This is a genomic window from Burkholderia sp. Bp9142 (genome assembly GCF_003853415.1).
In the GTDB taxonomy this organism is placed as follows: domain Bacteria; phylum Pseudomonadota; class Gammaproteobacteria; order Burkholderiales; family Burkholderiaceae; genus Burkholderia.
Genome location: NZ_QTPP01000001.1, coordinates 236,676 through 258,975, shown reverse-complemented (window position 1 = coordinate 258,975; position 22,300 = coordinate 236,676). Strand labels below are relative to the sequence as shown.

General features: G+C 61.3%; 17 protein-coding genes. 16 read left to right on the top strand and 1 reads right to left on the bottom strand.

Translation table 11 applies throughout. The features are described 5' to 3' along the window. The first annotated feature begins 312 nt into the window (after positions 1-312). The 16 genes from tssB (at position 313) to tssJ (ending at position 21,957) form a co-directional block, all read left to right on the top strand. Entirely contained in the window at positions 313-825 is a 513-nt protein-coding gene (tssB, locus tag DIE22_RS01185; RefSeq protein WP_124495776.1) for a type VI secretion system contractile sheath small subunit, read from the top strand. A 73-nt stretch (positions 826-898) separates the two neighbouring features. Further along, positions 899-2,449 carry a type VI secretion system contractile sheath large subunit gene (gene tssC, locus DIE22_RS01180; protein WP_124495774.1) on the top strand — a complete coding sequence of 517 codons (1,551 nt, stop codon included), beginning with the start codon at positions 899-901 and terminating at the stop codon, positions 2,447-2,449. 79 nt (positions 2,450-2,528) lie between these two features. Then, complete coding sequence (locus DIE22_RS01175) at positions 2,529-4,880, top strand: type VI secretion system Vgr family protein (RefSeq protein ID WP_124495772.1); 2,352 nt, start codon at positions 2,529-2,531, stop codon at positions 4,878-4,880. Further along, positions 4,880-5,872, top strand: a complete 993-nt coding sequence (locus DIE22_RS01170) for a DUF4123 domain-containing protein (RefSeq protein WP_124604137.1) — start codon at positions 4,880-4,882, stop codon at positions 5,870-5,872. Before DIE22_RS01175 ends, DIE22_RS01170 begins: the two co-directional genes overlap by 1 nt. A 16-nt stretch (positions 5,873-5,888) precedes the next feature. Beyond that, positions 5,889-6,629 (top strand): DUF3304 domain-containing protein, encoded by a 741-nt coding sequence (locus DIE22_RS01165; RefSeq protein ID WP_124495957.1) that lies wholly within the window; start codon positions 5,889-5,891, stop codon positions 6,627-6,629. 119 nt (positions 6,630-6,748) lie between these two features. After that, positions 6,749-7,513, top strand: a complete 765-nt coding sequence (locus DIE22_RS01160; RefSeq protein ID WP_124495768.1) for a DUF3304 domain-containing protein — start codon at positions 6,749-6,751, stop codon at positions 7,511-7,513. Between the two features lie 119 nt (positions 7,514-7,632). Next, a complete protein-coding gene (locus DIE22_RS01155; RefSeq protein WP_124495766.1) occupies positions 7,633-8,397 on the top strand; it encodes a DUF3304 domain-containing protein in 765 nt (254 codons plus the stop codon). 119 nt (positions 8,398-8,516) lie between these two features. Beyond that, entirely contained in the window at positions 8,517-9,308 is a 792-nt protein-coding gene (locus DIE22_RS01150) for a DUF3304 domain-containing protein (protein ID WP_124604135.1), read from the top strand. Further along, on the top strand, positions 9,301-11,589 hold the full coding sequence (locus DIE22_RS01145) for a DUF2235 domain-containing protein (RefSeq protein WP_124495762.1): 2,289 nt from the start codon (positions 9,301-9,303) through the stop codon (positions 11,587-11,589). Before DIE22_RS01150 ends, DIE22_RS01145 begins: the two co-directional genes overlap by 8 nt. Positions 11,590-11,603: 14 nt before the next feature. Further along, positions 11,604-11,861, top strand: a complete 258-nt coding sequence (locus DIE22_RS01140; protein WP_124495760.1) for a PAAR domain-containing protein — start codon at positions 11,604-11,606, stop codon at positions 11,859-11,861. Positions 11,862-11,864: 3 nt separating this feature from the next. Next, the gene (locus DIE22_RS01135; protein WP_124495758.1) at positions 11,865-13,148 is read left to right on the top strand and encodes a hypothetical protein; all 1,284 of its coding nucleotides are present in this window, start codon (positions 11,865-11,867) and stop codon (positions 13,146-13,148) included. Further along, positions 13,145-16,882, top strand: coding sequence for an ImcF-related family protein (locus DIE22_RS01130; RefSeq protein ID WP_124604132.1), 3,738 nt, complete (start codon positions 13,145-13,147; stop codon positions 16,880-16,882). The genes DIE22_RS01135 and DIE22_RS01130 overlap by 4 nt, the downstream gene beginning before the upstream one ends. Before the next feature lie 8 nt (positions 16,883-16,890). Continuing rightward, positions 16,891-18,474 (top strand): type VI secretion system protein TssA, encoded by a 1,584-nt coding sequence (gene tssA / locus DIE22_RS01125; RefSeq protein WP_124495754.1) that lies wholly within the window; start codon positions 16,891-16,893, stop codon positions 18,472-18,474. Between the two features lie 9 nt (positions 18,475-18,483). Next, complete coding sequence (tssF, locus tag DIE22_RS01120) at positions 18,484-20,295, top strand: type VI secretion system baseplate subunit TssF (protein ID WP_124495752.1); 1,812 nt, start codon at positions 18,484-18,486, stop codon at positions 20,293-20,295. Beyond that, on the top strand, positions 20,292-21,410 hold the full coding sequence (tssG, locus tag DIE22_RS01115; protein WP_260426592.1) for a type VI secretion system baseplate subunit TssG: 1,119 nt from the start codon (positions 20,292-20,294) through the stop codon (positions 21,408-21,410). The genes tssF and tssG overlap by 4 nt, the downstream gene beginning before the upstream one ends. A 13-nt stretch (positions 21,411-21,423) precedes the next feature. After that, positions 21,424-21,957, top strand: coding sequence for a type VI secretion system lipoprotein TssJ (tssJ, locus tag DIE22_RS01110; RefSeq protein WP_124495748.1), 534 nt, complete (start codon positions 21,424-21,426; stop codon positions 21,955-21,957). Positions 21,958-22,004: 47 nt separating this feature from the next. On the opposite strand, the gene catC is transcribed toward tssJ, so the two are convergent. Then, positions 22,005-22,295 (bottom strand): muconolactone Delta-isomerase, encoded by a 291-nt coding sequence (catC, locus tag DIE22_RS01105; RefSeq protein ID WP_059448784.1) that lies wholly within the window; start codon positions 22,293-22,295, stop codon positions 22,005-22,007. Between the last annotated feature and the right edge of the window lie 5 nt (positions 22,296-22,300).

The following is a 22,300-nucleotide window of genomic DNA, read 5'->3' as shown; positions in this document are numbered from 1 at the left end:
TTTGAGATTGCGTGATGCTGCGTTGAGGTGAATTTCAAGTCCGTCTTGTGGGTCGAGGTTTGTGACTCGGACTTGTCCCATTCAAAAAATGCAATGTGGTTATTGGGCGATTTCTTGTTTGGGATGTTTACTTTGCACTTGGGTGCATGATATTTTTTGCCGCCTGAATCGGGTATCGTGCCGCGAATATCCGAATCGGCCGTCCGTCGCGATGTATTACGGAGTTCTGCAAAGGTGACGTGATCGGCCCACACCCGTGGTTGCGGGTGTGCATCGCGGAGTCTTCAAGCTTCCTGCAATAAGGAGAACGAATTGGATAGCTTTCAGCGAGAGATCCCGAAGAGCCGGGTGTCGATCACGCTCGACCTGCATACGGGCGGAGCGCAGAAGAAGGTCGAGCTGCCCTTGAAGCTGCTGGTGGCAGGCGATTTCGGCGCGGGGCGCGAACAGGCGCCGCTGGCCGAACGGAAGAAGGTGAACATCGACAAGAACAACTTCGACGCCGTGCTGGCCGACTACGCGCCGGACCTGAAGATCGTCGCGGACAACACGCTGGCCGGCGATGGCGGCGAGCTTCCCGTCAATCTTTCGTTTCGCTCGATCAAGGATTTCGAGCCCGAGCAGGTGGCGCGTCAGATCCCCGAGCTTCAGGCGCTCCTCGCGATGCGCAATCTGCTGCGCGACCTGAAATCGAACCTGCTCGACAACGGCACGTTCCGTCGCGAATTCGAGAAGGTGCTGAAGGACGATCGCCTGTCCGCGAAGCTGCGCGGCGAGCTCGCGCAAATCGCGACCGCCGCGACGCAGCCGGAAGGGCATGCGTGAGCGACGCTGGGCAAAGCGCGCATTCAGCGCATTCCGCAACATCGTAGCGATTCGATCGCAGACAGGACCTGAGATGAAACCCACTGAAATGCAGCAGACCGGTGCGACCGAGACCGTCGTGCTGGACGCCCCGCGCGGCGATATCGACAGCGTTTACGCGTCGCTGTGCAGCAAGATCAACCTGAAGCCGGTCAGCGAGGCGCGCCCGCTCGAGGCATTCCGCGACAACGACATGCTGTCCGAAGCTTCCGCCGATGAACGGATCGCGCGCGGAATGGGCGCGTTCCTCGAACTCGTCGCGAACGCGAGCCAGCCGGTTGACCGGCTGGACAAATCGTTGCTCGATTTCCATATCGGCCAGATCGATCGTCAGATCGGCCGCCAGCTCGACGCGGTGATGCATGCGCCGGAATTCCAGGCGCTCGAAGCACGCTGGCGCGGCCTGAAGATGCTGGTGAGCCGTACCGATTTCCGCAAGAACGCGCGGATCGAGGTGCTCGACGTGTCGAAGGATTCGCTGCAGCGCGACTTCGAGGATACGCCCGAGCTGATCCAGAGCGGCCTGTATCGGCTGACCTACATCGAGGAATACGACACGCCCGGCGGCCAGCCGATCAGCGCGATGATCAGCGACTTCGAATTCGCGAATTCGCCGATGGATGTTGCGCTGCTGCGCAATATCTCGAAGGTGGCCGCCGCCGCACATATGCCGTTCATCGGCTCGGTCGGGCCGGCGTTCTTCGGCAAGCAGTCGATGGAGGACGTCGCTGCGATCCAGGACATCGGCAACTACTTCGATCGTGCCGAGTACATCAAGTGGAAGAGCTTCCGCGATACCGACGACGCGCGTTACGTCGGCCTGACGATGCCGCGCGTGCTCGGTCGCCTGCCGTACGGCAAGGACACGGCGCCGGTGCGGGCCTTCAACTACGAGGAAGCCGTCAAGGGCCCCGACCACAACAAGTATCTGTGGGTGAACGCGTCGTTCGCGTTCGCGGCGAACATGGTGCGCAGTTTCGTCAGCAACGGCTGGTGCGTGCAGATTCGCGGGCCGCAGGCGGGCGGCAAGGTCGAGGACCTGCCGGTCCACCTGTACGACCTCGGCACCGGCTATCAGCCGAAGATCCCGACCGAAGTGCTGATTCCCGAGACGCGCGAATTCGAGTTCGCGAATCTCGGCTTCATCCCGCTGTCGTTCTACAAGAACCACGACTTCGCCTGCTTCTTCTCCGCGAGCTCGGCACAGAAGCCCGCGCTGTACGAGACCAAGGAAGCGACCGCGAACAGCCGCATCAACGCGCGGCTGCCGTACATCTTCCTGCTGTCGCGCATCGCGCATTACCTGAAGCTGATTCAGCGCGAGAACATCGGCACGACCAAGGACCGCCGTCTGCTCGAACTCGAACTGAACGGCTGGATCAAGGGTCTCGTGACCGAGATGAAGGATCCGGGCGACGAACTGCAGGCATCGCATCCGTTGCGCGACGCGAAGGTGACGGTCGAGGATATCGAGGACAACCCCGGTTTCTTCCGGATCAAGCTGTTCATCGTGCCGCACTTCCAGGTGGAAGGGATGGATATCGGGCTGTCGCTCGTGTCCCAGATGCCGAAGGCCAAGAGCTGATTCGACGTGAGTCGCAGGGGGCGCCGGGGTGTACGGGGGCACCCCGGCGTGCCGTGCAGTCGAGCAACCGGGAAATTCCATGTCGATGATTCTGCCTTCGCAGGCTTATGAATTGAAGCTCGCGCCGCAACCGGCGCCGTTCTCGATCCTGACGTTTACCGGGCTGGATCGAATCAGCCAGCTTTACCGGTACGAGATCGAGTTCACGAGCCCGGTCGCGGGAATACCGATGGATCAGGTGTTGGGACGACCGGCGAAGTTCGTCGTGGATCCGGTCGATCCGGACATGGCGTATCTGCGAAAGATGTTCGGCGAGAGCGCCGGGCAGTTCAGCAAGAAGCCGCCTGCGTATACGGTTCACGGGGTCATCACGCGGTTTGACGAGATCGAGACGTCCGCGGATGAAACGCGGTATCGGGTCGTGCTCGAGCCGACGCTGGCCGATCTCGATCGCGGGGTCACCAGTCGGTTGTTTCAGAAGCAGTCGGTCGAGGAGATCGTGACCGATACGTTGCGGCATTACGGGTACCGCGCTGGCGTCGATTTTCAGTTTCAGTTGCGCGGGGAATACAAGCGGCGCGAATACGTGACCCAGTATCGCGAGACCACGTTCGCGTTCATTCAGCGCCTGTGCGCCGAGGGGGGAATCTGGTTCCGGTGGGAACAGAAGAAGGATCGCGCGGTGGTGGTGTTCGGCGACGATCTCGATGCCTATGCGCGCAAGCAGCGTGTCGTCCCGCATCGCAGCGATTCGGGGCTCGATAGTGTCGGTGCGGACGCGATCAAGACGCTCGGACGTGAAACGCAGCGCGTGCCGGAAGCGGTGAGGCTGCATGACTACAACCATCGACAGGCCGGGGTGTCGCTGCTGGTCGAGGAAAACACCGCGCGTGACGACAAGACGACCAATGCCGTCGATTATCACTGGGGCGAGCATTACGAGACGCCCGAGGAAGGCAATCGCATTGCCCGGTTGAGGCATGAGGCTTATCTGGCCGGGCAGATCACGTTCAAGGGAACGGGCAACCCGTTCTGGCTTGAAGCCGGCGAGGTGATGCGGATCGATCCGAAGCCGGTCGATGCGAAGCATGGGGTTTTCGTGACATCGGTCGAATCGCGTGGCGGGCGCAGCGAATCGTACTGGGTCACGTTCGAGGGGATTCCGTCGGATCGGGTGTGGCGGACGCCGGTGGCGTCGGTGTCGCGGCCGGTTGTCGACGGAATCTTGCCGGCGCGGATTACGTCGCCGGGGGACTACAAGTACGCGTATCTGACCGAGCAGGGCTGGTACGTGATCAAGCTGCCGTTCGATCTCGACGAGTGGAGTCCCGGCGGCACGAGCCGGCCCGTGCGGTTTGCGAAGCCGTACAGCGGGGACGACTACGGACATCACTTCCCGCTGATCGATGGGGCGGAGGTGGCGATCGTCCATACGGACGGCGATCCGAACCGGCCGGTGATCATCGGGGCGATGCACGACAGCCTGCATCCGGATCTGGTCAATAACCTGAACCACACTCGCAATATCGTTCGCACCGCAGCCCGGAACGAACTGCGGATGGAGGACAAGGAGGGTATCGAGCATGTCCATCTGACCACGCCGTACCAGACCAGCGAGCTCAATCTCGGGCACATGGTCGACGATGCGCGCAATGAGCGAGGCAAAGGCGCCGAGCTGCGTACCAGCGGACATCTCGCGGTGCGCGGTCCGAAGGGCATGTTGCTGACTACCGAGGCGCAGGCGGGAGCGTCGGGCCATCAGCTCGATATGAGAGATGCGCAGGCACAGCTGCAGCGGGCCATCGAGCGCATGGAGTCGCTTGCCGACGCCGTTCGCGCCGCGGAGGCAACTGTGGCCGAGCTGCAGGAGCAGAAGGCGCTTTATGCGGAGGCGCTCGATGGCTTGAAGCGTGGGGCCATTCTCATGAGCGCGCCATCGGGTATCGGGCTTACGTCAGGCGATCATTTTCAGGTCAATGCGGACCGGAATCTGATCGCGACTGCCGGTGGAAACTTCGACGTCGGGACCATGAAGAACTTCACCGTTGCCGCAGGGAGACAGGTATCGCTTTTCGCGCAGGCGCAAGGCGTGCGAGTCACAGCTGGGAAGCAGGATGTCGTGATTCAGGCGCGCACGGGTGCGATGGCGCTGGCGGCTTCGAAGGATATGCACTTCACGAGCGTCGACGGCTCGATTCTCGCGACTTCGGGCGGCGCACTGACGCTGACGAGCGGAGGTGCTTACCTGAAGATCGATGGCGGCAACATCGAGCTTGGATGTCCCGGCGATATCACGCTCAAATGCGGCAATTTCCGCTGGACCGGCCCGAATACGCTGTCGGTCCCCCGACCGGCCATGCCGATCGGTCCGTGCAGGGAATGTCTGCTGGATGCGCAGCGCGGTGTCGAAGCAATGACGGAGGTTGCCTGATGTCGCAATCCAGCCGTAGTGAGTCAACTGGCGATGTTGACGCGACATGGGCCGTTTGGCGCAATCGTCTGCTATCGCAATTCGATGCATACGATGCCGGCGACGCCTCGACGTACTTGTACGTACTGGCAGATACGCGTGCCAATCCGGAACTCGACAAGCTCCTGGTTCAGGTGCCGGGGTTGGAGTGGCTGTCGCTGTGGCACGGGACTGTCCTGGAGACGTACACGGATATTGCTCCGTATCTGATCGCGATCGATCGCTTCGCGTTCGACGATGCGCGCGATCTGCAGAGCCGGCTCGTCCGCCGGCTTTGGCGTGACGCCGACGGGACATACATGCTGACATGGATCTGGTCGCCGCTTCCGACAGGGCTTCTCGCGGAACACTTTCGGTCGTACTGCCGCTACTCGACGCCAGATAAGCGCGCGTTCTTCCTGCATTTCTATGACAACCGGATTCTTGGCCGTTTGCGGAGGGTCTGGAACGAGGTGCAGGCCCAAGCGTTTCTCTCGCCATGCGCCGAGATCTGGTATCGCGATCGCGAATTGAACGAGGTCGTCTGGGGCAATGATGCTGGCGCGTCTGATCGAATTGTCGACGAAGAACCCGCGATGACGGTCGAGCAACACATGGCATTGCTGCGGCTTGGCCGCGCCGATAAGGTCGCGATGCAGTTGCGCGCGATGTATGGGGCAATGCTCGACGATTTCACGGACACGGCGCTTTACCGGAACGTGTCCGAACAGCTGGAACGCGCTGATCGATACCGCATTACCGACGATGACGATCTGTTGAACTACGTTTCGAAGGGGGTAGTCGTGTCGCCTCGATTTGACGAGCACCCGGTGATTCAGGATCGGTTGGCCCGCGCGATGAACAGGGAGCAGACCTATCGCGAGGCGTTGAGTCAGATCGATGCAGAGGTGTTGCGGGAGGCGTCTCGTCTGGTGCCATGTGTCGAGGAATCAGGTGTGTCTGCTCATGATTAGGCGGCTATGTTTGGCGATGGTTGTAGTGGTGATACTGAGCGGTTGCGATGCGTTTTCGTCCGAGCCGACGTACCGCGGCGTCAGCATCATGGGTCTCAACTACACGCCGTTCAACCTCAGCGAGTTCACGATCCGCGACAAGTTTGGCAACAGAGCGAGTGGCGGCGGTGACCTGCCGCCGAGCGCAGGTGCGGGTAGCCTGAGTTGTTGCTACAAGTTGAAGGGAACGGAGTTCACGGTCGATTGGGAACTGTATGACCAGGACGAGTTCATGAAGAATCCGTACGCGCCGATCAAGAAGATTCACAAGAAGACGGAGGTCAGGTTTCCGCCGACAAAAGTCAAGGGGGGAGCGGGAGACGCGGTGCTGGCGGTGCACTTCTATCCGGACGATCACGTCGAGTTCGAAATCCGGCACGACATGAGCGGGACGAGGATCGACTACACGGAAGTGGATCACTGGTTTCAAACGAAGTACGGCAAGGCGGCAAATCCGGACGATGCCGACATGGCGGTGGCGTTTAGACGGACTGCGAAGGTGGCTTCACAGGGGTGGCTGAAGTATCGATTGACTGACTCGTCTGATCTGGAGCAGTACGTGTATTACACGCAGCTTGTGAATCCGAAGTTCGACGAGCATCCGGCCGTACAGCAGATCTTGAAGGAGACGAAGGGAAGGCCGGGTGCATTCGGTAAGGCGATGGAAAGCCTGCCTACCGCCGTTGTTCGAGAGATCAAGGGAAGTCGCGTTGATTAGACGCAGCCGAGTAGCATACGCACTGGATCGATGGCGGTTCTCCCGGCAGTCGGGGATGAATTGCATGCTTAGTAGAGCGTTGTATTGGATTGTGCTCTTGCAGTGGAGGAGTTCCCAAAATGTTTAAACGGTTCGTTGTCTTGCTGGCGGTCACGCTGGTGCTGGCCGGATGTGATGCGTTCTCGTCGGAGCCGACGTACCGCGGCGTCAGCCTCATGGGACACAACTACACGCCGTTCAATCTGAGTGGGTTCACGATCCGCGACAAGTTTGGCAACAGAGCGAGTGGCGGGGGGGACTTGCCGCCGAGTGCAGGTGCGGGCCGGCTGAGTTGTTGCTACAAGCTGAAGGGAACGGAGTTCACGGTCGATTGGGAAGTCTACGACGCTGACGAGGCCATCAAGGACCTATACGCGCCGATCAAGAAGATTCACAAGAAGACGGAGGTCAAGTTTCCGCCGACGAAAGTCAAGGGGGGAGCGGGAGACGCGGTGCTGGCGGTGCACTTCTATCCGGACGATCACGTCGAGTTCGAAATCCGGCACGACATGAGCGGAACGAGGATCGACTACACGGAAGTGGATCACTGGTTGCAAACGAAGTACGGCAAGGCGGCGAATCCGGACGATGCCGACATGGCCGTGGCGTTTAGACGGACCGCGAAGGTGGCTTCACAGGGTTGGCTGAAGTATCGATTGACTGACTCGAGGGATCTTGAGCAGTACGTGTACTACATGCAGCTTGTTAATCCGAGGTTCGACGAGTATCCGGCCGTACAGGAGATCTTGAAGGAGACGAAGGGAAGGCCGGGTGCATTCGGTGCCGCGATGCTGGCGCTGCCTGCCGCCGTTGTTCGAGAGATCAAGGGAAACCGCTTTGATTAGACGCAGCCGAGTAGCATACGCACTGGATCGATGGCGGTTCTCCCGGCAGTCGGGGATGAATTGCGTGCTTAGTAGAGCGTTGTATTGGATTGTGTTCTTGCGTTGGAGGAGTTCCCAAAATGTTTAAACGGTTCGTTGTCTTGCTGGCGGTCACGCTGGTGCTGGCCGGATGTGATGCGTTCTCGTCGGAGCCGACGTACCGCGGTGTCAGCCTCATGGGTCACAACTACACGCCGTTCAACCTGAGTGGGTTCACGATCCGCGACAAGTTTGGCAACAGAGCGAGTGGCGGGGGGGACTTGCCGCCGAGCGCAGGTGCGGGCCGGCTGAGTTGTTGCTACAAGCTGAAGGGAACGGAGTTCACGGTCGACTGGGAACTGTATGACCAGGATGAGTTCATGAAGAATCCGTACGCGCCGATCAAGAAGATTCACAAGAAGACGGAGGTCAAGTTTCCGCCGACAAAAGTCACGGGTGGAGCGGGAGACGCGGTGCTGGCGGTGCACTTTTATCCGGATGATCACGTCGAATTCGAAATCCGCCACGACATGAGCGGGACGAGGATCGCCTACACCAAAGTGGATCACTGGTTTCAAACGAAGTACGGCAAGGCGGCGAATCCGGACGATGCCGACATGGCCGTGGCGTTTAGACGGACTGCAAAGGTGGCTTCACAGGGTTGGCTGAAGTATCGGTTGACTGACTCGTCCGATTTGGAGCAGTACGTGTACTACACGCAGCTTGTTAATCCGAAGTTCGACGAGCACCCCATCGTGCAGAAGATCTTGAAGGAGACGAAGGGAAAGCCTGGTGCTTTCGGTGAGGCGATGGAAAGCCTGCCTGGCGCTGTTGTTCGAGAGATCAGGGGAAGTCGCTTTGATTAAACGCAGCCGAGTGGCATCCGCATTGGATCGATGACGGTTCTCCTGGCAGTCGGGGATGAATTGCGTGCTTAGTAGAGCGTTGTATTGGATTGTGTTCTTGCGTTGGAGGAGTTCCCAAAATGTTTAAACGGTTCGTCGTCTTGCTGGCGGTCACGCTAGTGCTGGCCGGATGTGATGCGTTCTCGTCGGAGCCGACGTACCGCGGCGTCAGCATCATGGGTTTGAACTACACACCGTTCAACCTCAGCGAGTTCACGATCCGAGACAAGTTTGGCAACAGGGCGAGTGGCGGGGGGGACCTGCCGCCGAGCGCAGGTGCGGGTAGCCTGAGTTGTTGTTACAAGTTGAAGGGAACGGAGTTCACGGTCGATTGGGAAGTCTACGACGCTGACGAGGCCATCAAGGATCTGTACGCACCGATCAAGAAGATCCACAAGAAGACGGAGGTCAGGTTTCCGCCGACAAAAGTCACGGGGGGAGCGGGGAACGTGGTGCTGGCGGTGCACTTCTATCCGGACGATCACATCGAGTTCGAAATCCGGCACGACATGAGCGGAACGAGGATCGACTACACGGAAGTGGATCACTGGTTGCAAACGAAGTACGGCAAGGCGGCGAATCCGGACGATGCCGACATGGCCGTGGCGTTTAGACGGACCGCGAAGGTGGCTTCACAGGGTTGGCTGAAGTATCGATTGACTGACTCGTCCGATCTGGAGCAGTACGTGTACTACACGCAGCTTGTTAATCCGAAGTTCGACGAGCATCCGGCCGTACAGCAGATCTTGAAGGAGACGAAGGGAAAGCCAGGGGCGTTTAGTGATGCGATGAATAAGCTTCCCGAATCCGTACTAAAGGAGATCAAAGGTAATCGATTTACTTCTGTTCCGACTGGAGGTGATCGTGGCTGAAAATGCATACCTTGATCCTGATGATCAAACGCCGGTCGAAGTCCGGGCCGCGATTGGAGAGAGTCGTAGGGCCTATCCCCACGACGCCTGTATTCCTTGTGGAGCCGTGGTCCACATGGGGTTTTTCTTTGATGGATTTGGCCGCCATCGTGACTTTGATGATAAGAGTTCGTCACGCTACTCGAATGTGTGCCGTCTGTGGGAGGCGCATCGAAATATTACCGATCGACGTCGTCCAAGTGTACCGAACCAATTTTGGTATCGATTTTACTTCTCCGGCCTCGGCACGGAACTGAACAGCGATGTCCGAGATGGTTTGGCTGAATCGGTAGTTTGGAAGCTTGCAGGAGAAAGCGTCAAAGCCGCAAAAACATCGGCGGCAAGCGTCGGAAAAAAAGCGACCGGAGTAGATCGACTCCCGATCGACCCCAAGGGTGCTCTCACCGATGCGTTCAAGAAAGGGATCAAGGAATTTTCGTATCGACCGATCGCGAAGACGTTCAACGATCTGGCCGAATCGGTTGCCAACGCACCGCGCAATGTCGGTCGAGTATTGAGTCTCTACCGCGAGAATCGCTGGATTCGTCGTGGTCGAGCCGCTACCCGAGCGATTCTCTACGATACGAAGAAGAATTTTCTATCGATTGGCTGGAGCACCGCCAAGTCGGTGTTTCTCAGCGTCGGGATCGATTCCATTCCGTGGTTCAGAGACAACCGTGCGGTCGCGCGCGCATTCGGAACTGGCGTCGAGGATCGATTGACGGCTGCATTGAACCAGTTTGAAAACGCGATTGATGATGTCAGGCAGAAGATGCCGAAGATTCAGCGCATTCAGGTATCCATCTTCGGCGCGGATCGTGGCTGCGTCCTCGCTCGAGCGCTGGCGAACGAGTTGACACGGAAGTACAAGCATCCGACCGACACGACGCTGGCCTTTGTCCATCCGAAGGATCCCAATTACACCGTGATTCCCGTCGAGATCAAGTTCCTCGGGCTGCTCGATGCTGTCTCTTCGCTGATGGAGGAAAACACGTTGCTCGGCATGGTCCCGATACTGGGCCTGCTCAAGCAGAACTATGGCGACCGCGAACTCTCGGTCCCGGCATCGGTTCAACGGTGCGTGCATTTCGCGGCTGCTCACGAGCTGCGTTTTTATCAGCGACTCGATAGTCTGGAGAAAACCCGAGGCCTGCAATATCTCTATCCGGGAACGAGCGAAGATATCACCGGCGGAGCGCCGCCTGGAATGCTCGGAGCACGTGCGGAGCTGCAGCGTGTTGTCCTGCGCGACATGCTGAACGAGGCTATTTCGCATGGCGTCGTGCTCGACACGATGGAGGACATGGCGAAATGGAAGCCGGAATTGCTTCAGAGATTCACACTTGCACAACCGATATCGGATGGCAAGACGGCCTACAGAATCGGCGAACTGATCGACGCTTACCGACAGATAGTCCCCCACGTCGCGCGTCTGAATTTCGTCGAGCACATGCAGGTTTTCCTGCGCTGGATGGCGGTTCGCTATCAATCGCCCGCATTCCGCGCGACGGTGACGAGTCGCTTCGACCAGCTCGCTGCCCGGCACCGGGAAATGCTGAAGGAACGGAACGAAGCCGAAGCGGCTTATGTGGCGCTACGTAACCAACGCCCGCCGGTCGATAGCGGGACGCTTGGCAAGGCCTATGCACGCTGGCAGGACGCCATCCTGCCCGAGATGCTTTCCGGCCGAGACACGGGTATCGAGAAAGCGCGCCCGTCAGTCGGTGTTTGGGAGCGCATCGAGAGCGAATTCGAAGCGCTGTCGAAGCGACAGTCCAGGCAAACCGGTGTGCAGAAATCAATCGATGTCATGCGTGAACGCGAGAAAGACGGGACGTTGCCTTGGGACGCGGATCCGGAGTTCAGCATAGGGGTATTCGAGGCCGAGATGCTCACGCCCGAGCAGGAGTCGTTGATTCAGGCATGGAAGATGGGCCTGAGCGGCAAGAACCCGTTGCCCCCGAAGGTCATGGCGCTGTTCGATCTGCTGGTCCACGACACGATGCTGACGAGTTGGCATGACCACATGCTGTCGTCGACGCTGTACTTCCAGACGCGTGCGACGGACACGTTCGGAAGCAGCGACTACGTCAACGAGGAAAAGAAGCGCGAACGTGATGAAAAACACGGGGAGCGTGTCAGGCAAGCGACCGAAGCGATGTCGCCTGGCGCTCGGCCAACCGGGCCTGCCCGATCGCCGAGCCAGTCGACCACGTCGCTTGGCAGCAGCGGAACTTGGTAAATTCGAGGATAGATATGGCAGGCATCATTCGGGTAGGAGATCGTCATACGGGCGGCGGTAACGTAACGGCCGGCTCGGCTACCTGTTCTTTCATGAACCGTCCCATTGCGCGCGTTCACGATCCCGTGACGTGTCCCAGGCATGGCAATAACCGGATCGCAACAGCAACGTCGGGTGCGTTCGACGACGATCGCGAAGTCGCACAGCACGATGATCCTTGCGAGTGCGGCTGCCGGTTGATTTCTTCGCTTCCCGACAGCGGGCGCTACTGAGCCGTGGCGCTGGATTTTTCCAGGCTGCCGCCTGAAGAGCCGATTCCGGACACGCCGCCATCCCGGTTCGTATGGACGATCGTTTTCCTGGTGCTGACCTTGCTCGGGGTGTTCGCCGTGCTGATCCTTTGGCCACCCGCGGAGCCGACGCGGACACCGTGGTTCTGGGTCAGCGTGACGGTTTATCCGGTCGGGTTCGCGGCGCTCGTCGCATCCCGGCCCTTCAGCATGTACGAGGGGCGCCGTCTGCGCGTGCATGCATGGAACGCAGCCTGCAAGCAATATACGGAAAGCGCGTTCGAGAGGGAAAGCGTTCCGGTGCTCGTTCTGGGTACCGCCATTTGCGTGACGGAAAACGACGTGGAAAACGACGTCGACGCGATCGTCGCCGGAACCTTGAAGCTGGACGCAAGGGCATCGACGCACGAGGAAAACGGGTCGATGAAGGCTCGATGGCTCGCGCCGATCGATGCACGTCTGGCCAAAAACGATTCCGAACGTCAGGAGATCGTCCTCGACTGGCTTTACGGTCGGTTGCTGAACGACTTGAGTGCATCGATTTCGGTTGTCCCGGCAGAATTGCCGCTTCGCGTGTGGCTCGATGTATCCGGCTACACCGGGGAGATGGATGCGATCGAGCTATGGCGCAAGAAATGGAGCGACCGCAAATTTCGGTCCGCTCATGCGGACCGGGCACCGGAATCCCTGGATTTGATGGCGATCGATTCATGGCTCGACGATGAACGAGGGCCGCTGACGCGCCGTGCGTCACTGGTCATCTCCATCACGCTGAGGAACGTGATCGCCGAGGAACCGGCCGACGGTACAGCGGAGGCGGGTGTCGGCTTGTTGCTGGCTTCGGTACCGGTTGCATCGCGATTCAGGTTGCAGCCCGTGGCAGCCTTGCATAGGCCGCGGATGTCAAGCGACGGAGACCTTGATCATGCGTTGACTTATGCGCTTCGCTGGGGAAGCGTCGATCCGGGGGCGATCGGCGCTTTATGGACGACTGGATTCGACGGGCAAACCGTCGGCCGTTTGCACGCCACGCTTCGGCAGGTGGGGCAGGAAAAGGCGAGCGGCGAAGCAGCACGGGAATTCGATCTGAACCGCACGGTTGGACATGTGGGCGCTTCGGCCGGCTGGCTTGCGGCGGCCTGCGCTTTGCACCAAACCAAAGCGTCGTCGACGTCGCAACTTGTTGCACAACGTCTGGAAGACCGTACGTTCGTCGCAGTGACGACGGTTATCGATAACGAATCAAAGAAAACACACGCGCTGGCATGAACCGGAAATTCAATATCGATTTACTCGGATCCTTTATCGCGGTCGTCCTGGCCGGACTGTTTGTCTGGATGCGACCGCATTCCGTCGGTTTGACCCCGGCAGAGCGCGGGACCGCCATCGCGGTGCTGAGTATCACATTCGTGATCCTGGTACTGGCCTTTCGTCACGCCGAATCATCACGGGGCGCCGACGCATGGCGTGCAGTGCGGAAATGGCTGCACGACCGTGGTCACCGCATATCCCCGACTTCCAACGAAGGCCAGACCGATTACGCACGGGTCCGAGCGGAAATGCTCAAGCGCACGCTGGTCGAACGCCATGGCTGGCCGTGGCGCTATCGTGAACGGTGGGTGCTGATCGTCGGCGAGGAGCCGCTTGTCAAGAGATTGGCACCGGGCATCGTCGACACCGGATATGCCGTCACCGGCGACGTGGTGCTGCTTTATGCGACGCAAAAAGGCGACGAGCTCGATACCGGATGGCTCGATCAGATCCGGCGCCTGCGCCGCCGCCGACCGGTCGATGCAACCGTGGCGATAGCACCCGACCGTAGCGCCGCAGTCGGAACGTTCGACGTTCACACGCTTGCCGGTCAACTCGCCCGCCATGCGCGTGCGTTGCGCTGGGCGTCGCCGACATACCTGCTGGGCGTTACCGATTTTGGTGGCGAATCGTCAAGTATCGACGAGGCGATTGGTTTCACCTGGGGGAACCGGCGCGTGGGCGTCGACGAAGTCGACGAGCGGTTGCAACGGCTTTCGGTCGACCTCGCCGACACGGGCGTTGCGTCCCTCGCCAAGGACGTTTTGGATAGTTACCGGGCCAGACTGTCACAGCACATTTCGGTGCGCCGAAGTGCGCTTTCGGAATTCGTGACGAAAGCCGGTGAATCGCGCGTCTGGCGACAGGAAATTCATGGCGTGTTGTTTGCGCCGTTGTTTGCGGAGCGGGAATTACTGGCGTCGATTCCCGACGGGGCGAGCGACGGCCAGCAGGTACCGGTGCTTCGACATCGAACGATATGGCAAGCCGCTGGTGAGCACGGCCGCAAGATCGGCGGGTGGCGAGTCGGCTTCTCATGGTCGGTCGCAGCCGCTGGACTCGCGACAATCTTCGTCTGCTGCTGGATCATGGGCGCGATGTTTTCCGGGTTCGGCAATCGCGCCAGGATCGTGGACATCGCGGCGACATTCACCAAGCTCAACGCGGCTCGAGATCGCGCCGTGGCCATGCAAGCCCTCGATAGCCTGGACCGGCAGATCGAGACGCTGGAGGAGCATCTGCGTGCCGGAGCGCCCTGGACATCAAGGTTCGGCATGAATCGTGACGGGTTGTTGCTGGGCATGATATGGCCGGGCTACTCCGTCGCAGCGAACCGCATCCTCGTTGCACCGATCCGTCAGAAGCTCGAGGCGCGCCTCCATCAACTCGCATCGCTGTCGGACGCCGAGATTGCCAGCGGCGGCAACGCGCAGGTACAGGCTGCCTATGACACGCTCAAGGCCTACATGATGCTTGCGAAGCCCGAGCGTGCCGTGGCGGCATTCCTGACACCGCAGCTCATGGCGACGTCGATGCCTGCGCACCCGAGCAATTCGTCGCTGTCGGCGGGTACCTGGGAGGATTTACGTCAGCACGCTATCGCGTTCTTCACGAGCCACTTGCAGCAAGGCAGATTTCAGCCGATCGTGCCCGACCTCGGGCTGGTTGCGTCAACACGGCAGACGGTGATCGGTGTGCGGGGCATCCAGAACTCGTCGGACGCGATCTATCAGCACATCCTCGACGACGCGGCACCGAAGTATCCGCCCGTATCGCTCGCAACGCTGCTCGGCGATGTGTCAAGCCGAGGCCTTTTCAACGCATCGGCGACCGTGCCTGGCGTCTTCACGCGAGCCGCATGGGACGACCGCATATCGAAGGCGATCGACGAAGCAGGCGAACACGACGACGTCGCCGTTGACTGGGTCCTCTCCGATGCCCAAGCCGCCGGCCAGTCCTCATCCACCCTGAAGACCCAATTGCGCCAACGCTACTTCGACGACTACGCACGCGCCTGGGCCCAGTTCCTCAACAGCGTGCGCTGGCAACCCGCGTCCACGCTGTCTGCTACCGCCGATCAATTGACCTTGCTCGGCGATCCGCAACGCTCGCCGCTCGTCGCGTTGATGAATGCGATCGTCTACCAGGCGGGGACGGGCGCCAGCACGCAATCGTTGTCCGACACGCTGATCAGCAAGGCCCAACAGCTCGTCGGCGCCGACGAGAAAGATCCTTCGAAGCAGGCCAAACCGCAACTCGCCCCGCTGGCCGCCGCGTTCGGCCCGATCCTGCGCCTGACCGGCAGCGATCTCGCCTTGGGCATGCCGGCCAACGGCAAGGTGGCCAGCGCTCAAATGGCCGCGACGGGCGACCTGAGCCTTGCCCGCTATCTGGAGCGCATCACGGCCATGCGCCTGAAGACCTCGCAAATCGTCTCCAGCGCCGACCCGGACGCCGTTGCTCGATTGGCCGCACAGTCGGTGTTGCAAGGCAAGACCTCCGACATCGCCGACAGCCGCGACTACGCGAATCGTGTCGCCGCAAGCCTCGGCGAACAGTGGTCCGGTTTCGGCGCACTGTTCCGTGCGCCGTTCGATCAGGCATGGCAGGTCATCGTGCAGCCCGCCGCGTCGAGCCTGAACGAAATCTGGCGCACCGCGATCCTGGCCGACTGGAACAAGACCTTCGGCGGCCGCTATCCGTTCGCCGACTCCGACAACGACGCGTCGCTACCCGAGATGGCGCGCTTCATGCGTCCGGATAGCGGCGTGATCGCGCAGTTCGTGACGTCGCAGCTGGCCGGTGTCGTCGAGCGCCAGGGCGACCGCTGGGTTGCTTCGCAGGGGGCCGATTCCGGTGCACTGGCGATCGATCCCGTCTTCCTGACCGGCCTGAACAAGCTCACGCGCACGTCGACGGTGCTGTTCCCGTCCGGCGATGCGCGCGTGCGCTACGAATTGCAGGCGGTGCCGACGCCGGGTGTCACCGACATGCGATTCGTGCTGTCCGGCCGCGAATTGCACTACTTCAACCAGAAGCAGGAATGGACGCCGTTCGAATGGCCCGGCCAGTCGCTCGAAAACCGGGCGCATATCGCGTGGCGGACCGAGCAGGGCGGATTGCGTACCGCGCTCGATTCACAAGGGCGCTTCGGCCTGATCCGGCTGCTGGAACGAGCGAAGGTCACGCAACAAGACAACGCACGTTATTTGCTGACGTGGACGCCGGACACGAGCCAGGGTATTGCGCTGAGCGTGCAGTTGCGCAGCGAGGCGGGTGCCGGGCCGCTCGATGTGCTCCAGCTTCGCAATTTCGCGTTGCCGGCACGGATTTTCATGACCGGCGCGACGAGCGTCGGGCCGAAGGGTTCGACGGCCAGTCCGCCGCCGTTGCCCGCGGCGGCGATCGCTGCGGCAAAGCACGCTGCCGTGCCGCTGCCGCCCGGGCTCCCGGGTGTCATGTCGATGCGGGATGCGCCGATGACCGAGATGTCGCAACCGGCACCGCGTCGATCCGCGGCGACGCAATTGGCTCGACCGGACGTGCAACCTGTCTCGTCCGGCACGAAGCAACCCGGGACCCATCCGGGCATGGCGGTATCGTCGTTGGCGACGACTTCAATGTCCGCCGACGAGCCATCGAGACCCTTTGGACACGCCCTCCGGTTGTTGGGCGATGCATTTGCGTTTTGAGAACGGCCATGACGCTCGCCCATTTCGTCAAGACACTCGTCGGCGGTTCCCGCATCGATTCGCTTCGCGCATCTCGTCAGTCCACCTGGTCGGCATGGCTCGCGCCTATACCGGGCGAGCACGCGTACGGCCGCGATCCCGGCTACGAGGACGCATTCTTCGCACTGAAGGACGAAGCGACCAAGCTGTCGGGAATCGACGACGGGCTGATCGTTCGCGCATGCGAACAGCTTCTCAAGGAAACCGGCAAGGATCTTCGTCTGGTCGGTTACTACGCATTTGCGCGGCTGCGCCAGGATGGGCCGGCGGGATTCGCCGACGGGCTCGAACTCGCCGCGTCACTCGTCGACCGGTTCGGCGAAGCCGTGCTGCCCGCACGGGCCGAAGCGAAGCGGGCAGCGCTGGAAATGCTGGCAACCGCCCGCGTGACCGAGGCGCTGGACGCACGCGGCGACTTTGCGCAAGCCGATCTCGAGCGTACGTTGGCCGCGCTCGACGAGCTCATCGAACAAACGGGAAACTGGCAGGACGCCGCTCGCCCGAATTTGCAGCCGCTGGTTACTCGCTTCGAGCGCAAGGAGGAGCCGGTTCGAGGCACGGATCCACACGCATTGCCTGCCCCGAAGGCTGCTTTCGCGTCCATGTCGAGCGGCGCCATCACTTCGGCGCGCGACCTGCTCGAGCAGGCTCGCTCGATGTCGGCGTGGCTCAGGGATCAGGAAAACGGCTATTTGCCCTCGGTGCGGCTCGTGCGAAGCATTCGCTGGGACACGCTGCACGACGTGCCGCCGTCGGATGCCGCGTCGCATACGCGTCTGGCGCCGCCACGCGCCGAGTTGCGTCAGCAGATGAAGCGCCTCGTGCTGCAGAAGCACTGGCACGAGCTGCTGGAGCGTGTCGAGGGGGCGTTCATGGAAGGCGTGAATCATCTGTGGTTCGACCTGCAGTACTTTCAGCACGTCGCGCTCGACCACGTCGGTACGCCGTACAGCGCATGGCGCGAACTGCTGCGCGCCGACTTCGCGCTGTTCCTCGAGAGACTGCCGGGTATCGAACGGCTGGCATTCAGCGATGGAACGCCATTCTCCGACGACACGACACTCGAATGGATTGCACGGCATGCGGTCGTGCGCGACCTCGAGGCGGGGGAGGCGGTCGCCCCGCTGCCCGTCTCGGCAGACAGCGAGGCCGATGCCGCCGGCGACTGGCCGGAAATCGAGACGCAGGCCCGCGAACTGACGTCACGCGAAGGTGTCGAGACTGCCTTCGCATGGCTCGAGGCGCTACCCGGCATGAAAACCGATCGACATCGCTACCTGCAGCGGCTCGTGATGGCCCGGCTGGCCGATCACGCCGGCCGCCCCGACGCGGCCCTCGCTCTCCTTGCCGAACTCGATGCATCGTCACGATCGTTGCCGTTGATGCGCTGGGAGCCGGCGCTGACGTTCGAGGTCAAGCAGCAACTGGTCAAGGTGCTGAAGGCGCTGGGCAACCGCAAGGACGCGGACAAGCCGGCGCTCACGCGTCGCATCGCCGAGCTGCAGGCCGAACTGACGGTGCTCGATCCTGCACGCGCGCTGACTCTTTCGTAACGAAACGCCATGAACGACAACGATTCCATCCTGCGCTACTACGAAGCGGAAATGCGCTACCTGCGCGAATCCGGCAAGGCATTCGCGAAGGCGCATCCCGATCGCGCGCGCCTGCTCAATCTCGACCGCGTCGGCGATCGGGATCCGTACGTCGAGCGGCTGTTCGAGGGCTTTGCCTTTCTGACCGGCCGACTTCGACAAAAACTCGACGATGAACTGCCCGAGCTGACCGAGGGGCTCGTCAGCCTGTTGTGGCCGCACTATCTGCGAATGATTCCGTCGCTGTCGATCGTCGAGCTGATTCCGTTCGCGCAGAAGCTTCAAAAGACCGAAGTGCTGCCGGCCGGCATCCCCGTCAGGTCCGCACCGGTCAATATCCCGTCGCCAGGCGGCGACGGTTCCGCGCCGCGGGCAGTTCAGTGCCGGTACCGGACCACGCAGCCCGTTGCGCTCCAGCCGATCGCGATCACGCATGCCGGTCCAGGCGTGCGCCATGACGGCCGGTCGGTGATCCGGATCGGTTTCGCGCTCGAAGGCTCGGCGTTGCGCAACGAAACCGATCTGTCCCGCCTGCGTTTGCATTTGAACGCGGATTTGCCGACCGCATTCGCGATGCATCTCGCGCTGACGCGACAGGTCGACGCGATCCACTGGCGCATCCCGGAAGTTCGCGACGGCGAGCCGGTGCCGCTCACCGCCGTGACGATCGAGCCTGCGGGGTTTTCGACGGAAGAACGGCTGTGGCCGAAGGCCGACGCGGCGTTTTCCGGGTATCAGCTGTTGCTCGAGTACTTTACGTTCCGCGAGAAGTTCCTGTTCGTCGATCTGTGCGGGCTGGATGTGACGAAGCTTCCGGAAGGCGCGACGCGTTTCGAACTCGAGATCGTGCTGAAACATGCGTATCCGTCCGATCAGCGTTTCAACGCGGAGAACCTGCGCCTGTTCTGCACACCGGTCATCAACCTGTTCGAACTCGACGCCGAGCCCATCGAGATCGACCATCATGAAACGGAGTATCGCGTCGTTCCGGCCGGCCACCAGGGCGAGCATGTCGAAACGTATTCCGTCGATGCGGTTGCGACGTTCGACCACGACACGGCCGAGCGATACGAGTACGTGCCGTTTGCCACGTTCCGGCATCGCGGCGGCATGCTGCGGCACGAAGCGCCGGAGCGCTATTTCCATACACGGGTGCGTCCCGGCATGTCGGGGCTGCACGAAACCTGGGTGATTCTCGGCGGCCATGCATGGGAGACGATGGACACGCTTCCCGAGGAAAGCCTGTCCCTGCGCGTGACCGGCACGAACGGGATGTTGCCGCGCAAGGGGTTGAGGGAGGCGAGTCTCGAAGAGGTCGTGGTCAGTTCGCAGAGCGTCGCCGGCGTGCGTAATCTCGTGTCGCCGACGATGCCGCTGTATCCGCCGACCGAGGATCGCTTCCAGTGGCGTGTACTGTCGCATCTGGCGCCGAATTTCCTGTCGATGATGAACGCGGAAGTGTTGCGCGGCGCCTTGGCGCTGTACGACTGGACGGACGACGAGCTGAACCGGCGCCGGCTCGCGGGCATCCTGCACGTGTCTCAGGAATTGATCGAGGAAGTGTCGGGCGGCGCGGTCGAGCGCGGCGTGCTGATCGAGGTCACGCTCGATTCGCATGCGTTTTCCGGCGAAGGTGACGTGATGCTGTTCGGCGAGCTGCTGCATCGGTTCTTCGCGGCGTATGCGGAGATCAACCTGTTCACCAAGCTGGCGATCGTCAGCCTGCCTGCCCAGGTCCGAACGGAATGGCCGCGCAGCAAGGCGAGCCGGGCGGCGTTATGAAGTACGCGCTCAATCGGGATGGCATCGTGACGGCCGGCGAGCGACGACTTCCGCCATTCGTCGCGGCATTGCTGGCGAGTGCGCCGAAGATGAGCTTCATGCAGTTCTGTCGGCTCATCGAAGCGAGCGCCCCTGACACACCCGGTTTCGGCATGCGCGATACGCCGGAACAAGAACCGGTGCGGTTTCGTCCGCGTCCGCGCCTGGGCTTTCCCGCAGGCGAGATGGCCGCGGTCGAGCGTGACGATCCCGATGCACCGCCGACCGTACGTACCACGTTCATGGGACTGTACGGCGTCGATGCCGCGATGCCGTCGCATACGATCGACGAGATTGCGCTGCGCGAAGAGGGGCATGAAGCGGTCGAGGCCTTTCTCGACCCGTTCAATCATCGCATCGCGACGCTGCTGTATCGCGCATGGAAGAAATACCGCTATCCGGAGCGTTTCCAGGCCGGCGGTACCGACGACTATTCGCGGAGCCTGTTGTGTCTGGCCGGATTCGGATGGGGCGACAAGCCTTCGCGTGCCGGATTGCCGGCGTCGCGCATGCTTGCGTTGCTCGGTCTGCTGATTCAGCGCACGCGGACGTCCGAAGGGCTGGCTGGCGTCATCGCGCTGGCCGCGCCGGGTGCCGACGTACGCGTCGACGAATTCTGGGCGGTCATGACGAGCGCGGGCAAGCAGCGGCCGTTGACGTCGACGAATTCGGCCGCCGCCGCTGACGAGGACGCCGGGCGTGTCGGTCTCGGCGGCGGTTACGTGCTCGGCAAGCGCATTGCGTACCGGAGTCGGGCGGTGCGTGTCACGCTGCGACCTGCCGACGCGCGGCAGGCGCACGATCTGTTGCCGGGCGCATCGCTGCATCGTGAGCTGATGGCGTTCATTCGGATGTATGTCGGCATCAAGGCCGACGTGCATGTGCGAATGAAGGTGTCGTCCGGATTCGTCCCGAAACCGGTCGTCTCGATCGGGCGCGCCGATCCTGCGCCGCGCCTCGGCTGGACGACCGTCCTGCCGTCGTCGGACACGCGTTTGATCGATATCGGGTTAGGTGTCTATGAAGCTTTTTCGATGCCTCGACCCAACCCGCATCTCGTGCGTCGCACGATCTGATTTCGGAGTCTCAATGTTCAATCGAATGAGTGTGGCAGCCGTTGCTGCAGGATTGCTTTTGTCGGGCTGCGGCGCCTGGCAGTCGGTGTCGGATGCGTCGTCGAACGCGTATCGCGCAGTGTTTTTCAAACAGGTGAAAGTGCTGAACGTGGATCTGACGGCGCGCGCCGAACTGAATCCCGACGAAGCGGGGCGGCCGACATCGGTGGCGGTGCGCGTGTATCAGTTGAAGGATCGCAAGGCGTTCGATGGCGCGTCTTACGAGGATCTGCTGAAGCACGATCGAACCGTGCTTGCGCAGGACTGGCAAGCCGACACGTCAACGGTCGTCAATCCGGGGGCGTCGGCAAGCCTGTCCCAGCCGATGCAGCGAGAGACGAATTATGTCGCGATCGTGGCGCTTTATCGGAATCCCGGGGAAAACGGTGGTTGGAAGCGAGTCGTCGAGAAGAAGAAACTCGACGCCGAAAAGCCGCTTAGGCTGGAACTGTCCAGGAACGATTTGCGGGCGGCTGGCGCGATGCCGGGAGTCAGGGAAACGCGGTGATTTCGCGACGGATGCCGTCTTTTCGTGACGGCATCCATCGCATTGAATTACCGATCGTCTTCCCGCACGGAAGACGGATGCCGGCACAGCGCCCGCACCTCCATCTCCATATACGGAAACAACGGCAGCTGGCTCAAGACATCATGCAGCTGCTGCACGCTTTCCACATCGAAAATGCTGACGTTCGCATACTGCCCGGCGATGCGCCACAGATGCCGCCAGACACCTTCGTTCATCAGCCGCTGGCACATCGCCTTCTCTTCGGCCTTCAGCGTCGCCGCCTTGACCGGATCCATGTCCGCCGGCAGGCGGACGGTCATTTCCACATGAAACAGCATCCTGT

Excerpts from the sequence above, each read along its gene's own strand:
- tssC (WP_124495774.1), top strand. The coding sequence starts at position 899 with ATGAAACCCACTGAAATGCAGCAGACCGGTGCGACCGAGACCGTCGTG.
- DIE22_RS01175 (WP_124495772.1), top strand. The coding sequence starts at position 2,529 with ATGTCGATGATTCTGCCTTCGCAGGCTTATGAATTGAAGCTCGCGCCG.
- DIE22_RS01170 (WP_124604137.1), top strand. The coding sequence starts at position 4,880 with ATGTCGCAATCCAGCCGTAGTGAGTCAACTGGCGATGTTGACGCGACA.
- DIE22_RS01165 (WP_124495957.1), top strand. The coding sequence starts at position 5,889 with ATGGTTGTAGTGGTGATACTGAGCGGTTGCGATGCGTTTTCGTCCGAG.
- DIE22_RS01160 (WP_124495768.1), top strand. The coding sequence starts at position 6,749 with ATGTTTAAACGGTTCGTTGTCTTGCTGGCGGTCACGCTGGTGCTGGCC.
- DIE22_RS01155 (WP_124495766.1), top strand. The coding sequence starts at position 7,633 with ATGTTTAAACGGTTCGTTGTCTTGCTGGCGGTCACGCTGGTGCTGGCC.
- DIE22_RS01150 (WP_124604135.1), top strand. The coding sequence starts at position 8,517 with ATGTTTAAACGGTTCGTCGTCTTGCTGGCGGTCACGCTAGTGCTGGCC.
- DIE22_RS01140 (WP_124495760.1), top strand. The coding sequence starts at position 11,604 with ATGGCAGGCATCATTCGGGTAGGAGATCGTCATACGGGCGGCGGTAAC.
- DIE22_RS01130 (WP_124604132.1), top strand. The coding sequence starts at position 13,145 with ATGAACCGGAAATTCAATATCGATTTACTCGGATCCTTTATCGCGGTC.
- tssA (WP_124495754.1), top strand. The coding sequence starts at position 16,891 with ATGACGCTCGCCCATTTCGTCAAGACACTCGTCGGCGGTTCCCGCATC.
- tssF (WP_124495752.1), top strand. The coding sequence starts at position 18,484 with ATGAACGACAACGATTCCATCCTGCGCTACTACGAAGCGGAAATGCGC.
- tssG (WP_260426592.1), top strand. The coding sequence starts at position 20,292 with ATGAAGTACGCGCTCAATCGGGATGGCATCGTGACGGCCGGCGAGCGA.
- tssJ (WP_124495748.1), top strand. The coding sequence starts at position 21,424 with ATGTTCAATCGAATGAGTGTGGCAGCCGTTGCTGCAGGATTGCTTTTG.
- catC (WP_059448784.1), bottom strand. The coding sequence starts at position 22,295 with ATGCTGTTTCATGTGGAAATGACCGTCCGCCTGCCGGCGGACATGGAT.